Origin of the sequence: Klebsiella sp. C360 (genome assembly GCF_048822415.1) — a bacterium.
GTDB lineage: Bacteria > Pseudomonadota > Gammaproteobacteria > Enterobacterales > Enterobacteriaceae > Klebsiella > Klebsiella quasipneumoniae.
On the sequence record NZ_JBMEZZ010000002.1, the window covers coordinates 588379 to 607225 of the forward strand.

Consider the following 18847-nt stretch of genomic DNA (forward strand, 5'->3'; position numbering starts at 1 on the left):
TAAAAATGGAAACAACTAAGCCTTCTTTCCAGGACGTACTGGAGTTTGTTCGTCTGTACCGTCGTAAGAACAAACTGCAGCGTGAAATTCAGGACGTTGAGAAAAAGATCCGTGATAACCAGAAGCGCGTTCTGCTGCTGGACAACCTCAGCGACTACATCAAACCGGGCATGAGCGTGGAAGCTATCCAGGGCATCATCGCCAGCATGAAGAGCGATTACGAAGACCGCGTTGATGACTACATCATCAAGAATGCCGAGCTGTCCAAAGAGCGCCGCGACATCTCTAAAAAACTGAAAGTGATGGGTGAAGCCAAAGTCGAAGGCTAATCCCAGCTGTCCGGCGGCGGTCAGCGTCGCCGGGCTGTTCTGCACTACCACCTCCCGTCTCTTTTTCTGCGAAAACTTTGTCCCGGCAACTGCCTCTCTCCACCGACTCTTTGCTATACTGCCCCGCGAAAACGTATTGATATCGGAAAGGTTTCTCTCATCCTGGCCGGGCATCTGACGCAGCGGCGTCAGGGCGATATCTCAACACCTCTCACCTCTCCGACGATCGATTCGCCAGAAGACAAACTCAGGTGCTGACCGGGCGCGACAGAATCTCTTCCGCTGCTTTCGCCGACAGGAGTCAACCCCACGTGATTAAGTCATTCTTTGCCGCACTCTCGTTTATCAGCCGTCTGCCGGTCCCGGCGCGGTTATCTCAGGGCCTGGAGATCGAACAGTACCAGCGCAGTATCGTCACCTTCCCGCTGGTCGGTTTATTACTCGGCGCCATCGCCGGCGCGGTGGTGTACCTCCTGCAGCCGTGGTGCGGCGTCCCGCTGGCGGCGCTGTTCGGCGCGCTGGCGCTGGCGCTGCTCACCGGCGGATTTCACCTTGACGGGCTGGCCGATACCTGCGACGGCATCTTCTCCGCCCGCACCCGCGATCGAATGCTGGAGATCATGCGCGACAGCCGGCTGGGTACCCACGGCGGGCTGGCGCTGATTTTTGTGCTGGTGGCGAAGGTGCTGGTGGTCGGCGAACTGCTACTGCGCGATGTCAACCCCATCGCGGCGCTGGCGGCGGCCTGCGCCGTCGGTCGCGGAATGGCGGTGCTGCTGATGTATCGCCATCGCTATGCGCGGGAAAAAGGGCTGGGCAATCTGTTTATTGGCAAAATTAGCCTGCAGCAGACGCTGGTGACGATGGCGCTGGCGATCGCGCTGGCCACCGCCCTGCTGGGGCTGCATGGGCTGCGCGCCGCGCTGATCGCCCTGGTGCTGATCTGGGGTCTGGGGTGGGCGCTGAAGCGAACCCTCGGCGGGCAGACCGGGGATACCCTCGGAGCGGCGATCGAGCTGGGTGAATTACTCTTTTTACTGGCGCTACTGTAAGGCCTGGCATCAACGGTGAGGAACAGAATGGAAACACTTTCGGCGTTACTGGCTGCCATTCCGCAGCCCGATGTGACGGGCATGGCGCGCGCGCAGCAGCATATTGATGGCCTGTTAAAGCCGCCCGGCAGCCTTGGCCGTCTGGAGAGCCTGGCGGTACAGCTGGCCGGTCTGCCGGGGCTGCAGGGGCAGCTGGCGCTGACTGAAAAAGCCATCGTGGTCATGTGCGCCGACCACGGCGTCTGGCATGAAGGCGTGACCCCTTCCCCGCAGGCGGTGACGGCCATTCATGCCGGCAATATGGTGCGGGGCAACACCGGCGTCTGCGTGCTGGCGGCGCAGGCTGGCGTGAGAGTGGAGGTGGTGGATGTCGGCATCGACGCCGAGCCGCTGCCGGGCCTGATCAACCTCAAGGTGGCCCGCGGTAGCGGGAATATCGCCCGGACGGCGGCGATGAGCCGTCAGCAGGCGGAGACGGTGCTGCTGGCCAGCATGCGTTTCGCCCGCCAGCTCGCCGCCGACGGGGTGAACGTCTTTGGCGTGGGGGAGCTGGGGATGGCCAATACCACCCCGGCCGCTGCGACGATCAGCGTCCTGACCGGCAGCGACCCCGACGCGGTGGTGGGCTGCGGGGCCAATCTGCCGCTGGCGCAGCGGGGCCATAAGGTGGCGGTGGTGCGCCAGGCGATCGCTCATAACCAGCCGAACCCGGCGGACGGGCTGGACGTGCTGGCGAAGGTGGGCGGTTTTGATCTGGTGGGTATGACCGGGGTGATCCTCGGGGCGGCCTCCTGCGGTCTGCCGGTGGTGCTGGATGGCTTCCTCTCCTACGCTTCGGCTCTGGCGGCCTGCCGCATGGCCCCGGCGGCGCACCCGTATCTTATCCCTTCGCACCTGTCGGCGGAGAAAGGGGCGCGGATCGCCCTCGACGCGCTGGGTCTGCGCCCGTATCTCGATATGGACATGCGCCTGGGGGAGGGCAGCGGCGCCGCGCTGGCCATGCACCTGCTGGATGCCGCCAGCGCGATGTACCACCAGATGGGGACCCTGGCGCAGAGCAACATTGTGCTGCCCGATAGCGCGCCAGCGTCCTGATGATAAAGCGCATCGTCTCGAGGATGGGGGACGGTGCGCCGGGTTTACAGCGCCTGCTGCCAGACCGCCTGCGGCAGCAGGTAAACCTGCGCCGGGGCGCGCATACCGTCGCTGACAATATGGCCGATACCGCTGGCCATCACCGCCAGGGTGACGTCAAAGGCGTTAAGGCTGTCGCCGAAGCCGGCGGTCAGGTTGAGCATCGAGCCATTGGCCATCAGGTAGACGGTTTTGTCAGCCATGCGGTAGGCGTTGATATACGGCATCACCTCTTCCTGAGGGTACTGGCGCAGGTACTCGCCGTCGATCTCTTCCGCCACGTGGCCGACGTTAAGGATAAACACGCCCGCTTTCGCCCGGTCCAGCGCCTGGCGATTAACCACGTTTTTACCGCCTGTCGCGGTGGCTACCACGTCCGCCGAGGCGATAGCCTCCTGGAGATCGACCACGTGCCAGCCGTCATAGGCCGCCTGCAGCCGACGGGCAGGATCGATCTCCGCCACCATCACCTGGCCGCCAAAGGCTTTTGCCGCCGCCGCGACGCCCTGGCCAACCAGGCCGTAGCCGATCACCAGCACTTTTTTCTCATGCAGGGTGAGATGAGTGGTCTGGAAGAAGGTGTGCCAGGCGGTGAGTCCGACCATATGGCGGTTATGCAGCCCCTCTTTGACCGGCAGATCGTCCCAGTTAAAGATCGGATAGCCGGGCTGAATATCCCCCAGCCGATTGACGCCGGAGCCGGTGGCTTCCAGACCCGCCACGATGTTGCCGAACTCGCCGCGCTGATGGAGGAGGGTGGTGATATCGGCTCCCATTTCGCACAGGTGAGTGGGCTGCCAGGCGATCGCTTTTTCCCATGACTGTTGCCAGTCGGCATCGCTCATATTGCGCCAGGCGCAGGCCTCGGCGCCGCGCTCCACCAGCCAGGCCACCACATCGTCCTGCACGGTGGTGGGGTTACAGGTGGTTAAAAAGACCTGAGCGCCCTTGTCGAGGATCCCCTGCACCAGCGGGATCATTTTCATGTCGAGGTGCATACAGCAGGCAAGGCGGACGCCGCTGAGGTCGGGCAGGGCGGCGACCTGACGCAGGGTACGCGGCATATTCTGGCTGGCCCATGCCACTTCTTTCGCTAAAGAGATTTTATTATTCACTGGGTTATGACCTTCAGTTCGCAAAAGGGGTATCCCCCTGATAGAAAAGGGATTCTATCAGCCCGGGCGAGAATTCACAGCCCTGGGCCGCCCGGAAATCGCCGCCCGCGCGATCCCCTGCTAAATACAGGGTTGTTAATGTAAGGTTAAAAAAAGAAAATAAAATATAAGTAACTCCTATGATCTGAGCGATAAAGCGATGTTGAGCGTTATTCCCGCAGGCCTGTTTTCACGGCTGCGGATTTTCCTTGGGCGGCTGAAGCCGCACGCGCTGCCGGTGGCTCGTCGGCATATTGTGCTGGGCTCCATCGGCGCCGGCACCGGGCTGGCGGTGACCAGCATGTTCAGCCACTGGCTGCTCGGCGAAGTCAACCTGTGGTTTATTGCCCCCATGGGCGCATCGGCGGTACTCCTGTTTGGCGTGCCGAGCAGTCCGCTGGCGCAGCCGTGGTCGATTGTCGGCGGCAATGTGCTGTCGGCGCTGATCGGCGTCACGGTGGGTATGCTGGTGCCCGACCCGGCGCTGGCCTGCGGGCTGGCGGCGGCGCTGGCTATCGCCGGGATGTATTTTCTGCGCTGCCTGCATCCTCCCGGCGGCGCGGTGGCCCTGACGGCGATCCTCGGCGGCGCCGGGGTGCACAGCGAAGGCTATCACTTTGTGCTGACGCCGGTGCTGCTCAACTCGCTGATGCTGGCGCTGTTGGCCATCGTGTTTAACAATCTGGTTGGCCGCCGCTACCCCCATCCGCTGGCGGCGGAGGAGGTCAAATCCCGTGCGGTGCCGCTGGGCATTTCGGTTACCCGGGAAGATATTCACGCCGCCCTGCTGGAAGGCCAGTTCCTCGACATTGACGAAGACGATGTCCAGGAACTGCTGGAAAATATCGAACAGCAGGCGCGCCAGCGCATCGCGGCGGCTGGCCGCCGCTGACAGCGCCCTCCCGGCCGCGGGTTAGAGATCGCCGGTTAGATACTGCGCGACCCCGCGGCCAAAACTCCAGTCGCCTTTCTGGTTGCTGATAATCGACACCATCACATCATCGCCGCTCAGGCCGCAGTGTTCCGCCAGCTCCTCCTGCAGAATGGCGAAGAAACGCTGCTTCTGCGCGTCGCTGCGCGGGCTGGTATAGACCCGCACCACCACCTGATCCCGCGTGCGGGTCAGTCCGAGGCCGGTATCTTCAATCACCATATGATGGGCTTTGTTTTCGTGAACAATCTGGTAGCGGTCGCGTTCCGGTACCTCGAAGGCGCGCAGCACGGCGCGATGAGCGGCATCCAGCAGGGTTCTGATCTCCTGTTCCGTACGGCCTTCAATCAGGTCAAATGTCAGTAATGGCATGCAGGTGGTCCTTATCGTTAGGGAATAATCGCTGTCTGATATGGATGCTAGCCGATGCCGTCGCGGGCAAAAACCGCTATAGTTGAATACATTGTTTTTACTGGTGAACAATCAATATGAGCGAGAGTCGTCCGGAGAGTTACTGGGCCCATCTCTACTGGCTGACGGTGCTGGAAGAGCAGAAAAGCTATACCCGGGCCGCGGAAAAGCTGGGGATCAGCAAGTCGGCCATCAGCCAGAAAATCAGCGAGCTGGAGCGGGTGACCGGTAAAACGCTGGTCAATCGCACCACCCGCAGCGTCAGCCTCAGCGACGACGGTCTGCGGCTGGTGGCGGAGCTCAGTGAGCCGTTTGGCCAGCTGCGGGATATTTTCACCGGCGCCTGCGATGAGGGCGGGCCGCTGCGGGGGACGCTGCGCCTGACCGCGCCGGTGGCCTTTTCCCGTCAGCAGCTGGTGCCGGCGATCGCACCGTTTTTGCACCAGCATCCCCAGCTGCATCTGCAGCTGGAGGTGACCGACCGGCTGGTCTCTCTCGGCAGCGAAGGGTTCGACCTCGCCATCCGTCACTGTCGGCGCGAGGCGCTCCCGGACACCCACGTCGCCTGGCCGCTGTGCCACACGGCCACGCTGATCGTCGCATCCGCCGACTATATTCGCCGCCATGGCCGGCCGGAGACGCCTGACGATCTGCGTCAACACCAGTGCCTGACCTATCCCCGTGGGCCCCAGCGTCCGCAGTGGACGTTCGCCTCCCGCCAGACGCCCGATGAGCGGGTGACCATCAATGTGCAGGGGCCGTTCGCCACCAACAACAGCGAGTCGCTGCGCGATGCGGTGCTGGCGGGGTTGGGGGTGGCGCTGCTGCCGGATTTTAGCGCCCGGGAGGCTATCGGCCGCGGGCTGGTGCAGGAGCTGCTGCCGGCGTGGCAGCCGGTGGAGGTGTTCGCCGATCGACTGTACGTCATCCGGCCCTATACTCCGCGGGTGTCGCGCGCGGTGGAGACCTTTAGCCGCTACCTGAAAGCGACCTTCAGCGAGCCGCGTCCAGCTCCCGGGCCAGCGCCTCGCTGAAGCGGGGGAGCAGATGGCGCTCGCCGGGAAGCAACTGCGCCAGGGTGACGGTTTTGTCGGCGCGGTAGACCCGCCCGCTGCCGAGCTGCGCTTCGAAGGCGTTCGCCGCCTGATGCGCCGCGCTAAGGTCGGCGTCAATAAGGATCACCGCATGGGCCAGCACCACATGGCCGCCGCTCGCCGTCTGCGGCCGCCAGTACTGGGCGGTACCGACAATCTTGCGCGCCTCCTCTCCCTCTCCGCAGGCGAGGTTATACCGGCCATCGCAAAAGGAACCGCTCACCGCCCGGGCGTGGCTGGCAACGCCGAAGCGCGCGAGGGTGCGCTGCAGCACAGCGCACAGGGAGTGATAGATGGGTTCGGCGGCTTCGCCGAGCGGCTGCTGCACCGGCCAGGCGAGGCTGAGGTTGATAATCCCCGGCCCCTGGGGCACCAGACCGCCCCCGGAGCGGCGGAGCCATACCGGCCAGCCCCGCGCGGCAAAACGCGCGCTGACCGCCGGCAGGTCCGCAAACTGACGATAGCTCCCCGGCACCACGAATCCCTGCGGCGCCTGCCAGAGCTGGGCGACGGCCTCGCCGGCGCCGGCTTTGGCAAACAGCGGTTGTTCCGCCTGGGTGGGGTCCTCGCAAAACTGCAGCGCCAGCGAGGCGGGGGTAAAGCGGCGTGGCCAGCAGTCGGCCAGGGGCAACAGAGACATGCGTTCTCCTTACCGGAGGGCGCGGGTCGCGCCCTCCGAAGGCTGGTCAGTCGACAGTATGCTTTTTCATCAGCAGCGCGGTGAGCGCTGACAGCAGGCATCCCGCGGTCAGATAGAGGGCCACGCTGTGCCAGGAGCCCCCGGAGAAGGTGACCAGCGCCGCGGCGATAAAGGGCGTAAAGCCGCCGCCGACCACGCTCGCCACCTGGTAGCCGACGCCGGCGCCGCTATAGCGATAGCTGGCGCCGAACAGCTCGGTAAACATCGGCTGCTGGACGCAGACCACCATATCATGGGCGATATTGGCCAGCATCAGGGCGAAGAACAGGATCCAGAAAACGGACTGACTCTCCAGCGCCATAAAGAACGGAAAACCGCTCAGCGTGCCGATCAGCGCCCCGGTAATATAGATCCGCCGGCGGCCAAAGCGGTCTGCCAGCCAGGCGAAGCAGGGGATAGTCAGACAGCTGAGGCCGCCCACCAGCAGGCCGATGTTGAGGAACAACTCGCGCGGCAGGCCGAGGTTTTGCGTCGAGTAGTTGAGGGCGAAGGCGGTGACGATGTACATGGTCAGCAGTTCGCACAACCGCAGGGCAATAATCAGTAAAAACGCCCCGGGATGGCGAAGCAGGGCTTCCACCACCGGCAGTCGCTTTTTCACCTGCGGCGCGTTGGCCTGGCTCTGCTGGGCTTCAAACTCCTGCGATTCGGCCATACCGTTACGGATCCACAGCGCTATCAGGACCAGCGCCACGCTGAACAGGAAGGGTAAGCGCCAGCCCCAGCTGAGGAACTGCTCGTCGGTGGTCAGGCTGCTGATCAGCGATACCAGCCCGGTGGAGAGCAGCAGGCCGACGCCGTAGCCCACCTGCACCCCGCTGCTGTAAAAGGCTTTTTTTCCCTTCGGCGCGTTCTCCACCGAGAGCAGCGCCGCGCCGCCCCATTCGCCGCCGACGGCAAAGCCCTGAACCGCCCGCAGGAACACCAGCAGCACCGGCGCCCACCAGCCGATCTGGCTGAATGAGGGGAGCAGGCCGATGCAGGCGGTGGCGATACCCATCATCCAGACGGTCATCATCAGCATCCGCTTGCGCCCGAGACGGTCGCCGAAGTGGCCAAAGATAATCCCGCCCAGCGGGCGAAAAAGAAACCCGACGCCGAAGGTGGCAAACGCGGCAAGGGTGCCCATCGCCGGGCTGATTTGCGGGAAAAATTCGCGGTTGAACACCAGCGCGGCGGTAATGCCATAGAGAAGAAAATCGTACCAGTCGACCACGGCGCCGGCAAAGCTGCCCCATGCCGCCCGCCGGGCCCGATGCAGCGAATCCGGCGCCTCGCCGGGCTGCACGCTTATTGTTGAATCCATACCCTGTCCTGTCAGTCACGTAATTCGTTGTTATTGGAATGAGACGCTTTTCGCGTAGCGTCTGCACTGAGACTACCGCGCAGCGGCCGCGGAGGAAAGTAGTTTGCCTGCTAAGCGGCGAGCTGGTGCAAAAATAAGCGACCGGAAAGGCGGGCGAAATCACACCCTTTACTCAACATTCTGGCAATTTGCCAGCAAGCTTATACTTTTAATTAAATCAACGGATAACAAAGAGGAGCACCTTTTAAGAATTGACGTAAATGGTTTACACTTAACATGTCTCCTTCTCTGGAATGGTGAGTTAAATGCGTCTACTTCTTGCAGTTTTATTTTGTTCTGTCATGTTGCCTTCTGCTTATGCTGAAAAACTGCCTGCGCCGACAGGAAAACCTGTACTGACCATTTCCGGCAAAATCGGAAATACGAACGTCGGTGACAAGGCTGTTTTTGATCTCGCGATGCTGGAAAAGCTGGGCATGAAGACGGTGGAAACCACCACCCCCTGGTACACCGGCAAGGTCCGTTTTGACGGCATTCCCCTTAATAAACTCATGGATTTAGTCGGCGCTAAAGGCCAATCCGTCCGCGTGCTGGCGCTTAACGACTATACCACCATTATCCCGATGGACGATTTTTATAAATTCCCGGTCATTATGGCGTTAAAAATGAACGGCCAATATATGCGCGTTCGGGATAAAGGCCCGTTATTTATCGTCTACCCTTACGACAGCAGCGCTGAATTACAGAACCAGATCTATTATTCCCGATCGGCCTGGCAAGTTTCTAAGATTATAATAGAGTAAGGGTCGGATCTTGAATCGAATACTCACGGCTATTATTTTGTCGTTGTTTATTGTGACTGGATATATTACTTATCTGGTGCATGAGCGACAAAGTGAGTTGCAAAAATTTACCCGCTATACGGACTCGTGGTCAATGTCGCAGATGGTATCGGAATATATGCGACTGGAGTCTCGTCTGGCGGGAATGGCGATTGGGGCCGAAGGGGCGGACCACGATGAGGTGCGCCTGCGCCTCGAGATCATGATGAGCCAGATCGAACTCCTGCAGGAGGGCGATCTGGGTCGCTTTATTAATAAAAGCGAACAGCGGAAGGCGGTGGTCGCCACGCTGATCCGCAATCTCCATTTGCTTGATAAACAAGTTGATACCATGACACCGGCGCAGGTTAAAGCGATCCTGCCGGTGTTAAGCGAACTGGATGGTCCCCTGACCTCAATGGCGGCCGCCACGCTGACGCAAGATATTAATATCGTTAATATCACCCATGATAAAATTCAGCATCTCTATTATATCTACTCGGTGATCTCCATTCTGCTGATCGCCATGTGTATTTCCCTCGGCCTGCTGATGCTGCGGCAGAATAATAACCTGCGGCGCGCCCACGTTCGTATGAAAACCCTGGCCAACGATCTGCAGGCCTCGAAAGAGAAGCTGCAGGTGCAGAACCGTCGACTGCAGTACGATGCCTACCATGATTCGCTGACCGGTATGCCAAACCGTCTCTCTTTCTGGCAGCGTCTGCAGGAGATCGTCAATCAGGTGCGCCCCTATAATGGCTGCGCCGTGGTGATGCTTTTCGACCTCGACAGCTTTAAGGATGTAAACGATACCCTCGGGCATGACGCCGGCGATAAGCTGCTGCAGGATCTGGCCAGCCGCCTCTCTTTTTTCCGTAAAACCTCTGAGACGCTGTATCGTCTCGGCGGCGATGAGTTCGCGATGCTCTCTTACGATCTGACCGAAGAGATGGCGCTCGAGCGGGCCAATGTTATCCGGGAGAAGATCAGCCAGCCCTATCAGATCTACGATGCGCAGATTAATATCGACGCCTGCATCGGGATCGTGATCTCTGATGGCGAAAGCCGGACCGATTATCTGTACAAGTGCGCCGACCTCGCCCTGTATGAGGCGAAAAAAGAGGGCAGCGGCCATGTGCAAATCTTCCGGCCGGGAATGCTGCAGCGTCTGCAGGAGAATAAATCGTTTGAAGACGATCTGCTGCAGGCCCTGGCCCATGACGAATTCAAAGTCTACTACCAGCCGATCGCCGATACCGTTACGCGCGAAATCTACGGTTATGAAGCGCTGGTTCGCTGGTTCCATCCGGTGCGCGGCGCCGTGCCGCCGACGGTGTTTATCCCGGTGGCAGAGAAAATCGGCCTTATCAATGCCCTCGGCGAGTGGGTGCTGAAAACCGCCTGTGCCGAAGCGGCCAGTTGGGCGACGCCGCTCAAGGTCTCGGTCAACGTTTCACCGATTCAGCTGATGAACACCTCGCTGACCGACACCATTATCAGCGTATTGCAGCAGACTGGACTCGATCCACGACGGCTGGATCTGGAGATCACTGAGTCGGATGTGTTCAATGAGAACACCCGTTCGCTGGAAATTCTCAGCCAGCTGCGCGAGCAGGGCATTCAAATCTCCATCGATGACTTTGGTACCGGCTATTCTTCGTTGTCGCGTTTAAGCTACTTCCCGTTCGATAAAATCAAAATCGACCGCTCGTTTGTTATCAATATTCCGGAGCAAAAAGACGATCTGGATATCGTGCGCCTGATTATCAGCATGGGAAAGAGCCTGCATATGCGCATTGTGGCTGAAGGTGTGGAGACCGAAGAGCAGTTGGCCTCGCTGCAGGCGCTGGGCTGCGACCTGGTGCAGGGCTATTTAATCGGCAAACCGAGTCCGCTGCGCTAAATGAAATATGAAGGCCCTTAAAGATATTATTCCGGGCGATTTCAGCAAGCTGGAATCGCCTTTTTTATTTTCCCTTAGCGCTAATCCCAGAGGGGTATAAAAAGGAGTAGAGATAAAATTCGCCAGGAAAATAATATCCTTCACCTTTGAAAGAGGTATATGATATGCATCATATAGGCTATTTCTGACCGTATCCTTTGCGACGGTAAAGTGAGGCGCAATCATGCAGCGAATTATTATTCCCACCCATTACGTTCATACCCGCAGCACGCCGCTGTGGACTAAGGAGACCGCTCCGGCCTCTATCTGGCGCCGCCATCTGGACGCTGGCACCCGCCAGGGGGTCTATCCCCGGCTGTCGGTGATGCAGGGGGCGATCCGCTATCTCGGCTATGCCGATGAAACCAGCCCCGAGCCGATTGAAACGCTGACCATTGAAGCCGGCCAGTTTGGCGTTTTTCCGCCGGAAAAATGGCACTGCATTGAGGCCCTCTCAGAGGACACGGTATTTAATGTCGACTTCTATGTTGATCCGAAAATTCTCATCGAGGGATAAAATTATGAACAGTGAAAATAAAGGTTATACCTTAGCGGTAGAGAATGGCCGGCTTCAGCGGAAACAAGAAAAAATATTCCTCAAACCGATGGTCTTGTATATTCCGCAGCAGGCGGTAGAGGCCGTTAATGGGCTGCTGAGCGATCTGCCGGACGACAATTTAGAGGGGGAGTTTGTGCTGACGGTCACCAATAACAATAACGGCGTCTCGGTCGATAAAAGCTTTTCCTCGCTGGCGGCGCTGCGCGACCCGCTTACCGCGGCCGATGCGGTGAAGGAGCTGATCAATATCGTCCGCGGCTATGAGTCCGACGAAGAGACCAACGTTTGCGGCTGGTAAGGCCGCTATCCCGCTGCCGGCTGGCCGCTGTCGACCAGGGCCATCTGACCCACCAGCCACTCCCGCAGCGCGATAATATCCGCCCGCTGCGCTGCCGCTTCGGTGGTGACCAGATAGTAGCTGGCGCCCGGCAATGCGCCGCTGAATGGCGCGGATAACACCCCGCGCTGCAGCAGATCCCGCGCCAGCAGTTCGCTGGCGATCACCGCCCCCTGGCCGGCCACCGCCGCCTGCAGGGCATGGGTTTCATCGCTAAAGGTTAACCCCGCGTCAATATTCAGCGTCGGCGGTCCATAGCGGCGACGCCAGTTCTCCCAGCTCGGCGAATCGGCCGGTACGTGCCGGTTGGCGACGTGAAACAGCGTCACCTGCGCCAGATCGTCAGGCCGGCTGAGGGCCAGCGTCGGGCTGGCGACCACGATAAAGCGATCCTCATGCAGCAGGGTACAGCACAGATCCGGCTCGGGCGTTTCGCGATAGCGAATCGCGGCGTCCACCGTGCCCAGTTGCAGATCCACCCGTTCGACGCTGGTGTGCAGACGCAGGTCGATAGCCGGAAAGCGGGCGGTGAAGTCCGCCAGCCGTGGCACCAGCCAGTGGGTGAGAAAATTGGAGGTGGTGGTGACGGTTAAGGATGGCGGCTGGCGGGCCTGGGCTATCTGGACGACAGCCTGCTCCAGGGCGCTGAAGGCGCGCTGGGTGGCGGCGTAGAGGATCTCGCCATCGGCGGTCAGGCTGACGCCCTGCGCGCTGCGTTCACAGACCCGGCACTCCAGGACCGATTCCAGCAGTTTGATCTGATGGCTGACCGCCGTCGCGCTGACGCCGAGCGCCCCGGCGGCCAGTTTAAAACTACGGTGGCGGGTGACGGCGTGAAAGGCGCGCAGGGCGCCCAGCGGCGGCAGGCGAGGGGTTCTCATGGCTGAGTTTTTCTCATCTATGGCTGAAAACTATGCGTTTGTGTGTCCCTGTATAGTGGCGATAGGCTACGGACATGTAAAGACGATGACATGAGTTATTTTCATGCCGTTTAATGTGTCAGGAGCTGAATATGCACGTTTTACACCACCATGCCGCCGCGAACGCGGGGGGAACCATCGACCCGCGCGGCCGCGCCATCGCCCTCAGCGTGGTCTTCGCCGCCGGGGCCTTGCTGTTCATCATGGCCCCCGTTATCGGGGCGAGCGGCACGCTGGGTCTGCTGGCGCTCCTGATCGCGGCCTTCGGCGCCGGATGGGGATTCGCGCGCGCGCAGCCCTGGCTCTATCGGGCGCCCCTGACGGCGACGCGCTGGGCCTTCCTGGTGTCGGCGGCCGGCTGGCTGCTGGCGCTGGTGGCCTGGTATGGCGGCCAGGCCTGGCCGGCGCTGCTCCCCGGCGTGATGTTCGGTAGCGCGGGGGCGGCTGTCGCCTGGCGCGTTGCCGCGGGACGGGCGGCACTGTCGGGTCGCCGCGTCAGCGGCGCCACGGCGCTGAGCGTGGCTGTCGCTATCGCGGCGACGCTGCTGACCTGGCACACCGCCGGGGCAGGACGCGGCGGCGTGAACTTTGCCTTCGCCGTGCTGCTGGACTGGGCGCTGCTCGGCGCGCTGATTGTGCGCATACGCCAGCAGGAGAGTGCGGCGTAGTTGCTGCCGCTTGCCGGGTTCAGGCGAGCCGATCAAGCGAAACGGGATAAGTCGTCCGGCGGGGTGATAAATTTCTTCTACACTGTTACTGGCATCACATTCCTGCGCGGCTGGCATCTCAGCCGGCCGCCGTCGGCATTCAGTCCAGGCACGGGCCTGCAGGCTGGTTATCCTGAAAGAGGAGTCTGTAACATGGCATTTGTCACCACCCAAGACGGCGTCAATATTTACTTCAAAGACTGGGGTCCGAAGGAAGCTCAGCCGATTGTTTTTCATCACGGCTGGCCGTTAAGCGCCGACGACTGGGATAACCAGATGTTGTTTTTCCTTGCCGAAGGCTTTCGGGTCATCGCCATCGACCGCCGGGGCCATGGCCGCTCCGATCAGGTCAGCGAGGGGCATGATATGGACCATTATGCGGCAGACGTCTCGGCGGTAGTGGAGCATCTGGATCTGCACAATGCGGTCCACGTCGGGCACTCCACCGGCGGCGGTCAGGTCGCCCGCTACGTGGCCCGCTACGGCCAGCCGCAGGGGCGGGTGGCGAAGGCTGTGCTCATCAGCGCCGTTCCGCCGCTGATGGTCAAAACCGAACAGAATCCTGGCGGCACGCCGATCGAGGTGTTTGACGGTTTCCGCAAAGCGCTGGCGGCTAACCGCGCCCAGTTCTATCTCGACGTCGCCTCTGGCCCGTTCTATGGCTTTAATCGTGACGGAGCGGAGGTGTCGCAGGGGACGATCCAGAACTGGTGGCGACAGGGGATGATCGGCAGCGCCAAAGCCCATTATGAAGGTATTAAGGCGTTTTCAGAAACGGACCAGACCGAAGATCTTAAGTCGATTACGCTGCCGGTGCTGGTCATGCAGGGCGATGACGATCAGGTGGTTCCCTATAAAAATGCCGCTATCCTGCAGGACCAGCTGCTGCCCAACAGCCAGCTGATCGTTTACCCTGGCTTCCCGCACGGGATGCACACTTCCCACGCCGATACCATCAACGCCGATCTGCTGGCGTTTATCCGCGCCTGATCTTCCCTTTCGCCGGGCGGAATGCCGCAATGGCCTTCCGCCAGCGCCCCGGTCGCCCGTCGCCGGGGCGCGCCGGTTGACGAGCAGGGGAAATCTGCTTAACTCATGGGATACCTGACGACTATTTTCCCCCTGGCAGGATAAAACGCCGGGTTTCCCGCGGGAAACCCGGTGGAATTCTGCGCAAGAGACAAGAGAGAGACAATGAAATTAGCCGGACTTCATCCCGACGAGCAGCGTCGCCTGCAATCGCTTCGCTCTTCCGGGCTGTTGAATAGCGGGAAAGAAGAACGCTTTGATCGCCTGACCAGGCTTGCCCGTTCGCTGTATAACCTGCCGGTGGCGTCCATCAGCCTGGTAGGGGAAGATCTGCTGCATATCAAATCCTGTGCCGGTCTGGATGTGGACACGGTGCCGAGAGATATTTCATTTTGCGCCCATACCATTTTGCAAACCGACCCGCTTATCGTTAACGACATGCAGCAGGACGAGCGTTTTCACGACAACCCGCTGGTGATCCAGGCGCCGTTTATCCGCTTTTACGCCGGGTACCCGGTGCAGCTGCCGGATGGCGCGACGGTGGGGTCTTTTTGTCTGATGGACCATCAGCCGCGTTCGTTTTCCGCGCATGAAATGCAGATCTTAAGCGATCTGGCGGCGATCGTGGAGGATGAGTTCAAGGTGCTGGATGCGGCAACCTCTGATGAGCTGACGGGACTGTTTAACCGCCGGGGATTCCTCACCCTGGCCGAGTATGCCCTGCTGACGGCCCAGCGCCGTCATGAGCCGGTCAGCCTGGCGTTTGTCGACCTCGATCGCTTTAAGCACATCAACGATACCTGGGGGCATGAAGAGGGCGATCGCGCGCTGATCGCCATCGCCGATTTGATGAAAGCCGCCTTCCGTGAATCCGATATCCTCGCCAGGCAGGGGGGCGATGAGTTTATTATTCTGTTCGCTAATACCAGCCGCCACGATGCCGCGGCGGCGATGGAGACGCTCAGCCACAACGTGGCGCGTTTCAACCAGCAGGCGGCTCACCCCTGGCAGCTGGCGTTCTCCTGGGGCTGCGTGGAGTACGATCCCGCCAGCCACCCCAGTCTCAACGCGCTGGTGGCCACTGCCGACCGCCTGATGTATCAGGCGAAGCAGAAACAGGGGCGCGAGCGCCGTTAATCCTTTGCGGCGGCGGCATTCAGCAGGTACTCCTGCGCCTGCTGCCGCTTCTGCGCATAGTCACCGAGCAGCGCCTGCTGCGATTTCCCCGCGTTGTCATAAAACAGGCCGCCCTGATCGGCGATAAAGTCATAATGCTGTTCCAGCTGGCCTATCACCCAGTCGATACGTTGCAGGGTGAGCAAGGTGCAGGACTGGCCATGCAGGTCGTCTTCAATATCCAGCACGTGTGAGCGGAAGGCCTCCAGGGCAAATAACCGGCTCAGCGCGGCAGGGTCCGCCAGCGCCGTCTCCCAGCGCGCCGTTATCTGCTGAAAATGAGCCTGCACCTGCGGAGATGCCCGCCGGGCGCGAAGCCACACCAGCTTGCGCCGGTAGCTTTCGACCGCCAGCCGCTTCATCTCGCGATACTGCGCCAGCTGCTGTTCGGCATCGGGCACCCGGGTCATCAGCCAGCTAAAAAAGAAGCGGGTCTCAAAGCGCTCGACAAAGTGAAACAGGGGATCGGCCAGACCGTTGCTGTTGAATTCTCTCAGCGGGTCGAAGGGATACATATAGCCAAAATCGAACAGCCACAGCTGCTCCTCCCGGTCCACCAGCAGGTTCCCGCTACAGAGATCCCACTCCATCAGCCCCTGCTCCTCACAGGCTTCCAGCGTGGTGAACAGCTGAGCGATCAGCGGCGGGGTCAGCTGGTGAATCGCCTCGCCATCGATCCAGGGGGAGAGGAGGATGCCGAGGCGATAATCGGCATACAGCGTCGGGACGATGTGGGTGAAGCGCGGTGCGGTATTTGGGTCATCCTTCAGCCGTTGCAGCGCCTGCCTGCGCTGTACCTCGTTTAAAAACGACAGCTGCCCGTTAAGGTTGGCAACGCCGGCGACGGCGCGTCGTTTCTTTAAATTGTACTCCTTGCCGGCGATGCGCAGCCGGTAAACCTCGCCGGTCAGCCCCGAACCGTATACCTGCACCACATAGGGTGAATCCGCAGCCAGCGCGGCGAGGGTCTCCGGCGGCAGTGGACAGTGATTGACGTCGCCGACGATAAGAGGTTCTCCGCTGCGATCGAACGCCTGCTGCTGCTGTTGTCTGAGGTTCATGGCGCCTCCTTAAAAGTCATGGGACAGAGTGATTCATCCACGCTATCTCACCCGCAAGCGTCAGCAAAATCATCCTACCGCCGGGCGCTTTTTCAGGCTGAGCGGTGGCGCGTTCATGGAGGATACCTGGGGCGTAGGGCGGCGGCCCTGACGCCGTTGTCAATGAGGTGTTTGCCAGGCTGGGTGCGATTCAGAGTTAACGCCAGAGACGCAAGAAAGCAAAAAGCCTGCTCGAAAGCAGGCTTTTTAAATTTGGCTCCTCTGACTGGACTCGAACCAGTGACATACGGATTAACAGTCCGCCGTTCTACCGACTGAACTACAGAGGAATCGTGTGGAGTCGTATCTTAGCGGCGAAAAATCTTTTGTCAAACATCAATTCGCCCGTTCAGGTGCAACTGCCGCTTCCATCAACAATTTGTTGTCATTTCCGACAATGATTACGGAAAAATACTTTGCAGGATATCCATTTCTCGATCATCATTTGAAATGTTGTTTCAACATCTCTCACTAAGGTCTCTCTTGAACGTCACCTCCGCCGTACGCCAGGCCGTCGAACGGACATCCTGGTTTAAAAAACGTCAGCGTTATCGTGTGCTGTACTGGCGCGAAATCAGCCCTCTCGCTGTGCCCATTCTGCTGGAAAATGCCTGTGTGCTGTTGATGGGGGTGTTGAGCACCTTCCTTGTCAGCTGGCTGGGCAAAGAGGCCATGGCCGGGGTGGGCCTGGCCGATAGCTTTAACATGGTGATCATGTCGTTTTTTGCCGCTATCGATCTGGGTACCACGGTGGTGGTGGCTTTTAGCCTCGGCAAGCGAGATCGGCGGCGGGCGAGAGCGGCCGCGCGCCAGTCGCTGGCCATTATGACCCTGTTTTCCATTGTGCTGGCGGGAGTGATCCACGCTTTTGGTCAGGAGATTATTAATTTTGTCGCCGGCGATGCCACCCCGCAGGTGAAGGACCTGGCGCTGACCTATCTCGAGCTGACGGTGCTGAGCTATCCGGCGGCGGCGATTGCGCTAATCGGCAGCGGGGCGCTGCGCGGCGCCGGGACCACCAAAATCCCGCTGTTGATCAACGGCGGGATGAACATCCTCAATATCCTAATCAGCAGCGTGCTCATCTATGGCCTCTTCTCCTGGCCGGGGCTGGGCTTTGTCGGCGCCGGTCTCGGGCTGACCATTGCCCGCTATATTGGCGCCATCGCCACTATCTGGGTGTTGATGGTAGGCCTCAATCCCGCGCTGCGGCTGTCGCTGAAGGGCTACTTCAAACCCTTTAACTTAGCCATTATCTGGGAGGTGATGGGGATCGGCATCCCGGCCAGTATCGAATCGGTTCTGTTCAATGGCGGTAAGCTGCTGACCCAGATGTTTGTCGCCGGGATGGGCACCAACGTTATCGCCGGCAATTTCATTGCTTTTTCGGTGGCCTCGCTGATTAACCTGCCGGGCAACGCCCTCGGCTCCGCCTCGACGATCATTACCGGCAAGCGGCTGGGGAAAGGGCAGATTGGCCAGGCGGAATTCCAGGCCTGGCATGTGTTCTGGCTGTCGACCATTATTCTGACGCTGATTGCCTGGGGCAGCGCCCCGTTCGCGGGCTTTATCGCCTCGTTCTATACCCATGAAGAAGACGTAAAAGAGGTGGTGAAGCAGCTGCTGTGGCTCAACGCCCTGTTTATGCCGATCTGGTCGCTGTCGTGGACTTTACCCTGCGCCTTCAAAGGCGCCCGTGACGTACGTTATACCATGTGGGTGTCGATGCTCGGCATGTGGGGCTGCCGGGTGGTGGCGGGCTATACGCTGGGTATCGTGCTGGGGATGGGGGTGATTGGCGTCTGGTTAGGGATGGTGCTCGACTGGGCAGTGCGCGGCGCGCTGTTTTACTTCCGCATGGTGAGCGGTCGCTGGCTGTGGAAGTACCCGCGGGTGAAGGCCTCAACGCCGGAAACCTGATCCGTTTGCCGGATAAACGCCATTTTTTGCGCAAAGTGAGGAATTATTCGGCAAACGATTCATTTTATTAAAAACAGGCTTTACAGCGTCCTGCGTCATCGTTAATATGCGCCCCGTTCACACGATTCCTCTGTAGTTCAGTCGGTAGAACGGCGGACTGTTAATCCGTATGTCACTGGTTCGAGTCCAGTCAGAGGAGCCAAATTCCTGTTTTCAGGCGTGCTT

20 protein-coding genes, 2 tRNA genes and 1 pseudogene are annotated in these 18847 nt (G+C 60.1%); 15 read left to right on the forward strand and 8 right to left on the reverse strand.

What is annotated here, in order from left to right:
• Positions 1-5 precede the first annotated feature (5 nt).
• The 3 genes from ACOI7D_RS08735 (at position 6) to cobT (ending at position 2476) form a co-directional block, all read left to right on the forward strand.
• Positions 6-329, forward strand: a complete 324-nt coding sequence (locus ACOI7D_RS08735) for a DUF496 family protein (protein ID WP_002911883.1) — start codon at positions 6-8, stop codon at positions 327-329.
• Between the two features lie 311 nt (positions 330-640).
• Positions 641-1381 carry an adenosylcobinamide-GDP ribazoletransferase gene (cobS, locus tag ACOI7D_RS08740; RefSeq protein ID WP_050533842.1) on the forward strand — a complete coding sequence of 247 codons (741 nt, stop codon included), beginning with the start codon at positions 641-643 and terminating at the stop codon, positions 1379-1381.
• A 27-nt stretch (positions 1382-1408) separates the two neighbouring features.
• The gene (cobT, locus tag ACOI7D_RS08745; RefSeq protein ID WP_044524049.1) at positions 1409-2476 is read left to right on the forward strand and encodes a nicotinate-nucleotide--dimethylbenzimidazole phosphoribosyltransferase; all 1068 of its coding nucleotides are present in this window, start codon (positions 1409-1411) and stop codon (positions 2474-2476) included.
• Between the two features lie 44 nt (positions 2477-2520).
• Here the strand turns inward: cobT and ACOI7D_RS08750 are convergent, their stop codons facing one another.
• A complete protein-coding gene (locus ACOI7D_RS08750) occupies positions 2521-3630 on the reverse strand; it encodes an adenosylhomocysteinase (protein WP_004203536.1) in 1110 nt (369 codons plus the stop codon).
• Between the two features lie 199 nt (positions 3631-3829).
• On the opposite strand from ACOI7D_RS08750, the gene ACOI7D_RS08755 reads away from it, so the two are divergent.
• Positions 3830-4561: an HPP family protein gene (locus tag ACOI7D_RS08755; protein WP_023290328.1), complete on the forward strand. Its 732-nt coding sequence runs from the start codon at positions 3830-3832 to the stop codon at positions 4559-4561.
• A 21-nt stretch (positions 4562-4582) separates the two neighbouring features.
• Here ACOI7D_RS08755 and ACOI7D_RS08760 read toward each other — a convergent pair whose 3' ends face one another.
• Complete coding sequence (locus tag ACOI7D_RS08760; RefSeq protein WP_023290327.1) at positions 4583-4972, reverse strand: tautomerase family protein; 390 nt, start codon at positions 4970-4972, stop codon at positions 4583-4585.
• A 116-nt stretch (positions 4973-5088) separates the two neighbouring features.
• Here ACOI7D_RS08760 and ACOI7D_RS08765 point away from each other — a divergent pair, with 116 nt between their 5' ends.
• On the forward strand, positions 5089-6045 hold the full coding sequence (locus ACOI7D_RS08765; RefSeq protein WP_281166504.1) for a LysR family transcriptional regulator: 957 nt from the start codon (positions 5089-5091) through the stop codon (positions 6043-6045).
• Here the strand turns inward: ACOI7D_RS08765 and ACOI7D_RS08770 are convergent.
• Both ACOI7D_RS08770 and shiA read right to left on the reverse strand, forming a co-directional pair.
• The gene (locus ACOI7D_RS08770) at positions 6005-6745 is read right to left on the reverse strand and encodes a lipoyl protein ligase domain-containing protein (RefSeq protein WP_032453426.1); all 741 of its coding nucleotides are present in this window, start codon (positions 6743-6745) and stop codon (positions 6005-6007) included. The genes ACOI7D_RS08765 and ACOI7D_RS08770 overlap by 41 nt on opposite strands.
• Before the next feature lie 46 nt (positions 6746-6791).
• Entirely contained in the window at positions 6792-8111 is a 1320-nt protein-coding gene (shiA, locus tag ACOI7D_RS08775; RefSeq protein WP_023290324.1) for a shikimate transporter, read from the reverse strand.
• A 305-nt stretch (positions 8112-8416) separates the two neighbouring features.
• Between shiA and ACOI7D_RS08780 the strand changes: the two genes are divergently transcribed.
• Complete coding sequence (locus ACOI7D_RS08780) at positions 8417-8914, forward strand: molybdopterin-dependent oxidoreductase (RefSeq protein ID WP_032428930.1); 498 nt, start codon at positions 8417-8419, stop codon at positions 8912-8914.
• A gap of 10 nt (positions 8915-8924) precedes the next feature.
• Positions 8925-10835 carry a putative bifunctional diguanylate cyclase/phosphodiesterase gene (locus ACOI7D_RS08785; protein ID WP_032428929.1) on the forward strand — a complete coding sequence of 637 codons (1911 nt, stop codon included), beginning with the start codon at positions 8925-8927 and terminating at the stop codon, positions 10833-10835.
• On the opposite strand, the gene ACOI7D_RS08790 is transcribed toward ACOI7D_RS08785, so the two are convergent.
• Complete coding sequence (locus tag ACOI7D_RS08790) at positions 10806-11060, reverse strand: hypothetical protein (protein WP_048297843.1); 255 nt, start codon at positions 11058-11060, stop codon at positions 10806-10808. The two genes, ACOI7D_RS08785 and ACOI7D_RS08790, sit on opposite strands and share 30 nt — an antisense overlap.
• Between ACOI7D_RS08790 and ACOI7D_RS08795 the strand changes: the two genes are divergently transcribed.
• Together ACOI7D_RS08795 and ACOI7D_RS08800 are read left to right on the forward strand one after the other, a co-directional pair.
• The gene (locus ACOI7D_RS08795; protein WP_048297842.1) at positions 11059-11391 is read left to right on the forward strand and encodes a DUF1971 domain-containing protein; all 333 of its coding nucleotides are present in this window, start codon (positions 11059-11061) and stop codon (positions 11389-11391) included. The genes ACOI7D_RS08790 and ACOI7D_RS08795 overlap by 2 nt on opposite strands.
• Positions 11392-11395: 4 nt before the next feature.
• Positions 11396-11731, forward strand: a complete 336-nt coding sequence (locus ACOI7D_RS08800) for a DUF1869 domain-containing protein (RefSeq protein ID WP_043520610.1) — start codon at positions 11396-11398, stop codon at positions 11729-11731.
• 5 nt (positions 11732-11736) lie between these two features.
• On the opposite strand, the gene ACOI7D_RS08805 is transcribed toward ACOI7D_RS08800, so the two are convergent.
• Positions 11737-12651 carry a LysR substrate-binding domain-containing protein gene (locus ACOI7D_RS08805; RefSeq protein WP_109547136.1) on the reverse strand — a complete coding sequence of 305 codons (915 nt, stop codon included), beginning with the start codon at positions 12649-12651 and terminating at the stop codon, positions 11737-11739.
• 131 nt (positions 12652-12782) lie between these two features.
• On the opposite strand from ACOI7D_RS08805, the gene ACOI7D_RS08810 reads away from it, so the two are divergent.
• The 3 genes from ACOI7D_RS08810 to ACOI7D_RS08820 all read left to right on the forward strand — a co-directional run bounded on the left by ACOI7D_RS08810 (position 12783) and on the right by ACOI7D_RS08820 (position 15563).
• On the forward strand, positions 12783-13358 hold the full coding sequence (locus ACOI7D_RS08810) for a hypothetical protein (RefSeq protein WP_109547137.1): 576 nt from the start codon (positions 12783-12785) through the stop codon (positions 13356-13358).
• 192 nt (positions 13359-13550) lie between these two features.
• Positions 13551-14387 carry an alpha/beta fold hydrolase gene (locus tag ACOI7D_RS08815; RefSeq protein WP_023290318.1) on the forward strand — a complete coding sequence of 279 codons (837 nt, stop codon included), beginning with the start codon at positions 13551-13553 and terminating at the stop codon, positions 14385-14387.
• Positions 14388-14591: 204 nt separating this feature from the next.
• The gene (locus ACOI7D_RS08820; RefSeq protein WP_023290317.1) at positions 14592-15563 is read left to right on the forward strand and encodes a sensor domain-containing diguanylate cyclase; all 972 of its coding nucleotides are present in this window, start codon (positions 14592-14594) and stop codon (positions 15561-15563) included.
• Here the strand turns inward: ACOI7D_RS08820 and ACOI7D_RS08825 are convergent.
• Together ACOI7D_RS08825 and ACOI7D_RS08830 are read right to left on the reverse strand one after the other, a co-directional pair.
• Positions 15560-16663 (reverse strand): AarF/UbiB family protein, encoded by a 1104-nt coding sequence (locus ACOI7D_RS08825; RefSeq protein WP_048297839.1) that lies wholly within the window; start codon positions 16661-16663, stop codon positions 15560-15562. The genes ACOI7D_RS08820 and ACOI7D_RS08825 overlap by 4 nt on opposite strands.
• Before the next feature lie 253 nt (positions 16664-16916).
• Positions 16917-16992 (reverse strand) — tRNA-Asn (locus ACOI7D_RS08830).
• Between the two features lie 5 nt (positions 16993-16997).
• On the opposite strand from ACOI7D_RS08830, the pseudogene ACOI7D_RS08835 reads away from it, so the two are divergent.
• From ACOI7D_RS08835 to ACOI7D_RS08845, 3 genes and pseudogenes are all read left to right on the forward strand, one after another.
• A pseudogene (locus ACOI7D_RS08835) lies at positions 16998-17096 on the forward strand (DUF5951 family protein); the annotation flags it as partial.
• 89 nt (positions 17097-17185) lie between these two features.
• The gene (locus ACOI7D_RS08840) at positions 17186-18622 is read left to right on the forward strand and encodes an EmmdR/YeeO family multidrug/toxin efflux MATE transporter (RefSeq protein ID WP_080901773.1); all 1437 of its coding nucleotides are present in this window, start codon (positions 17186-17188) and stop codon (positions 18620-18622) included.
• Between the two features lie 126 nt (positions 18623-18748).
• Positions 18749-18824, forward strand: a tRNA-Asn gene (locus tag ACOI7D_RS08845).
• Positions 18825-18847 lie beyond the last annotated feature (23 nt).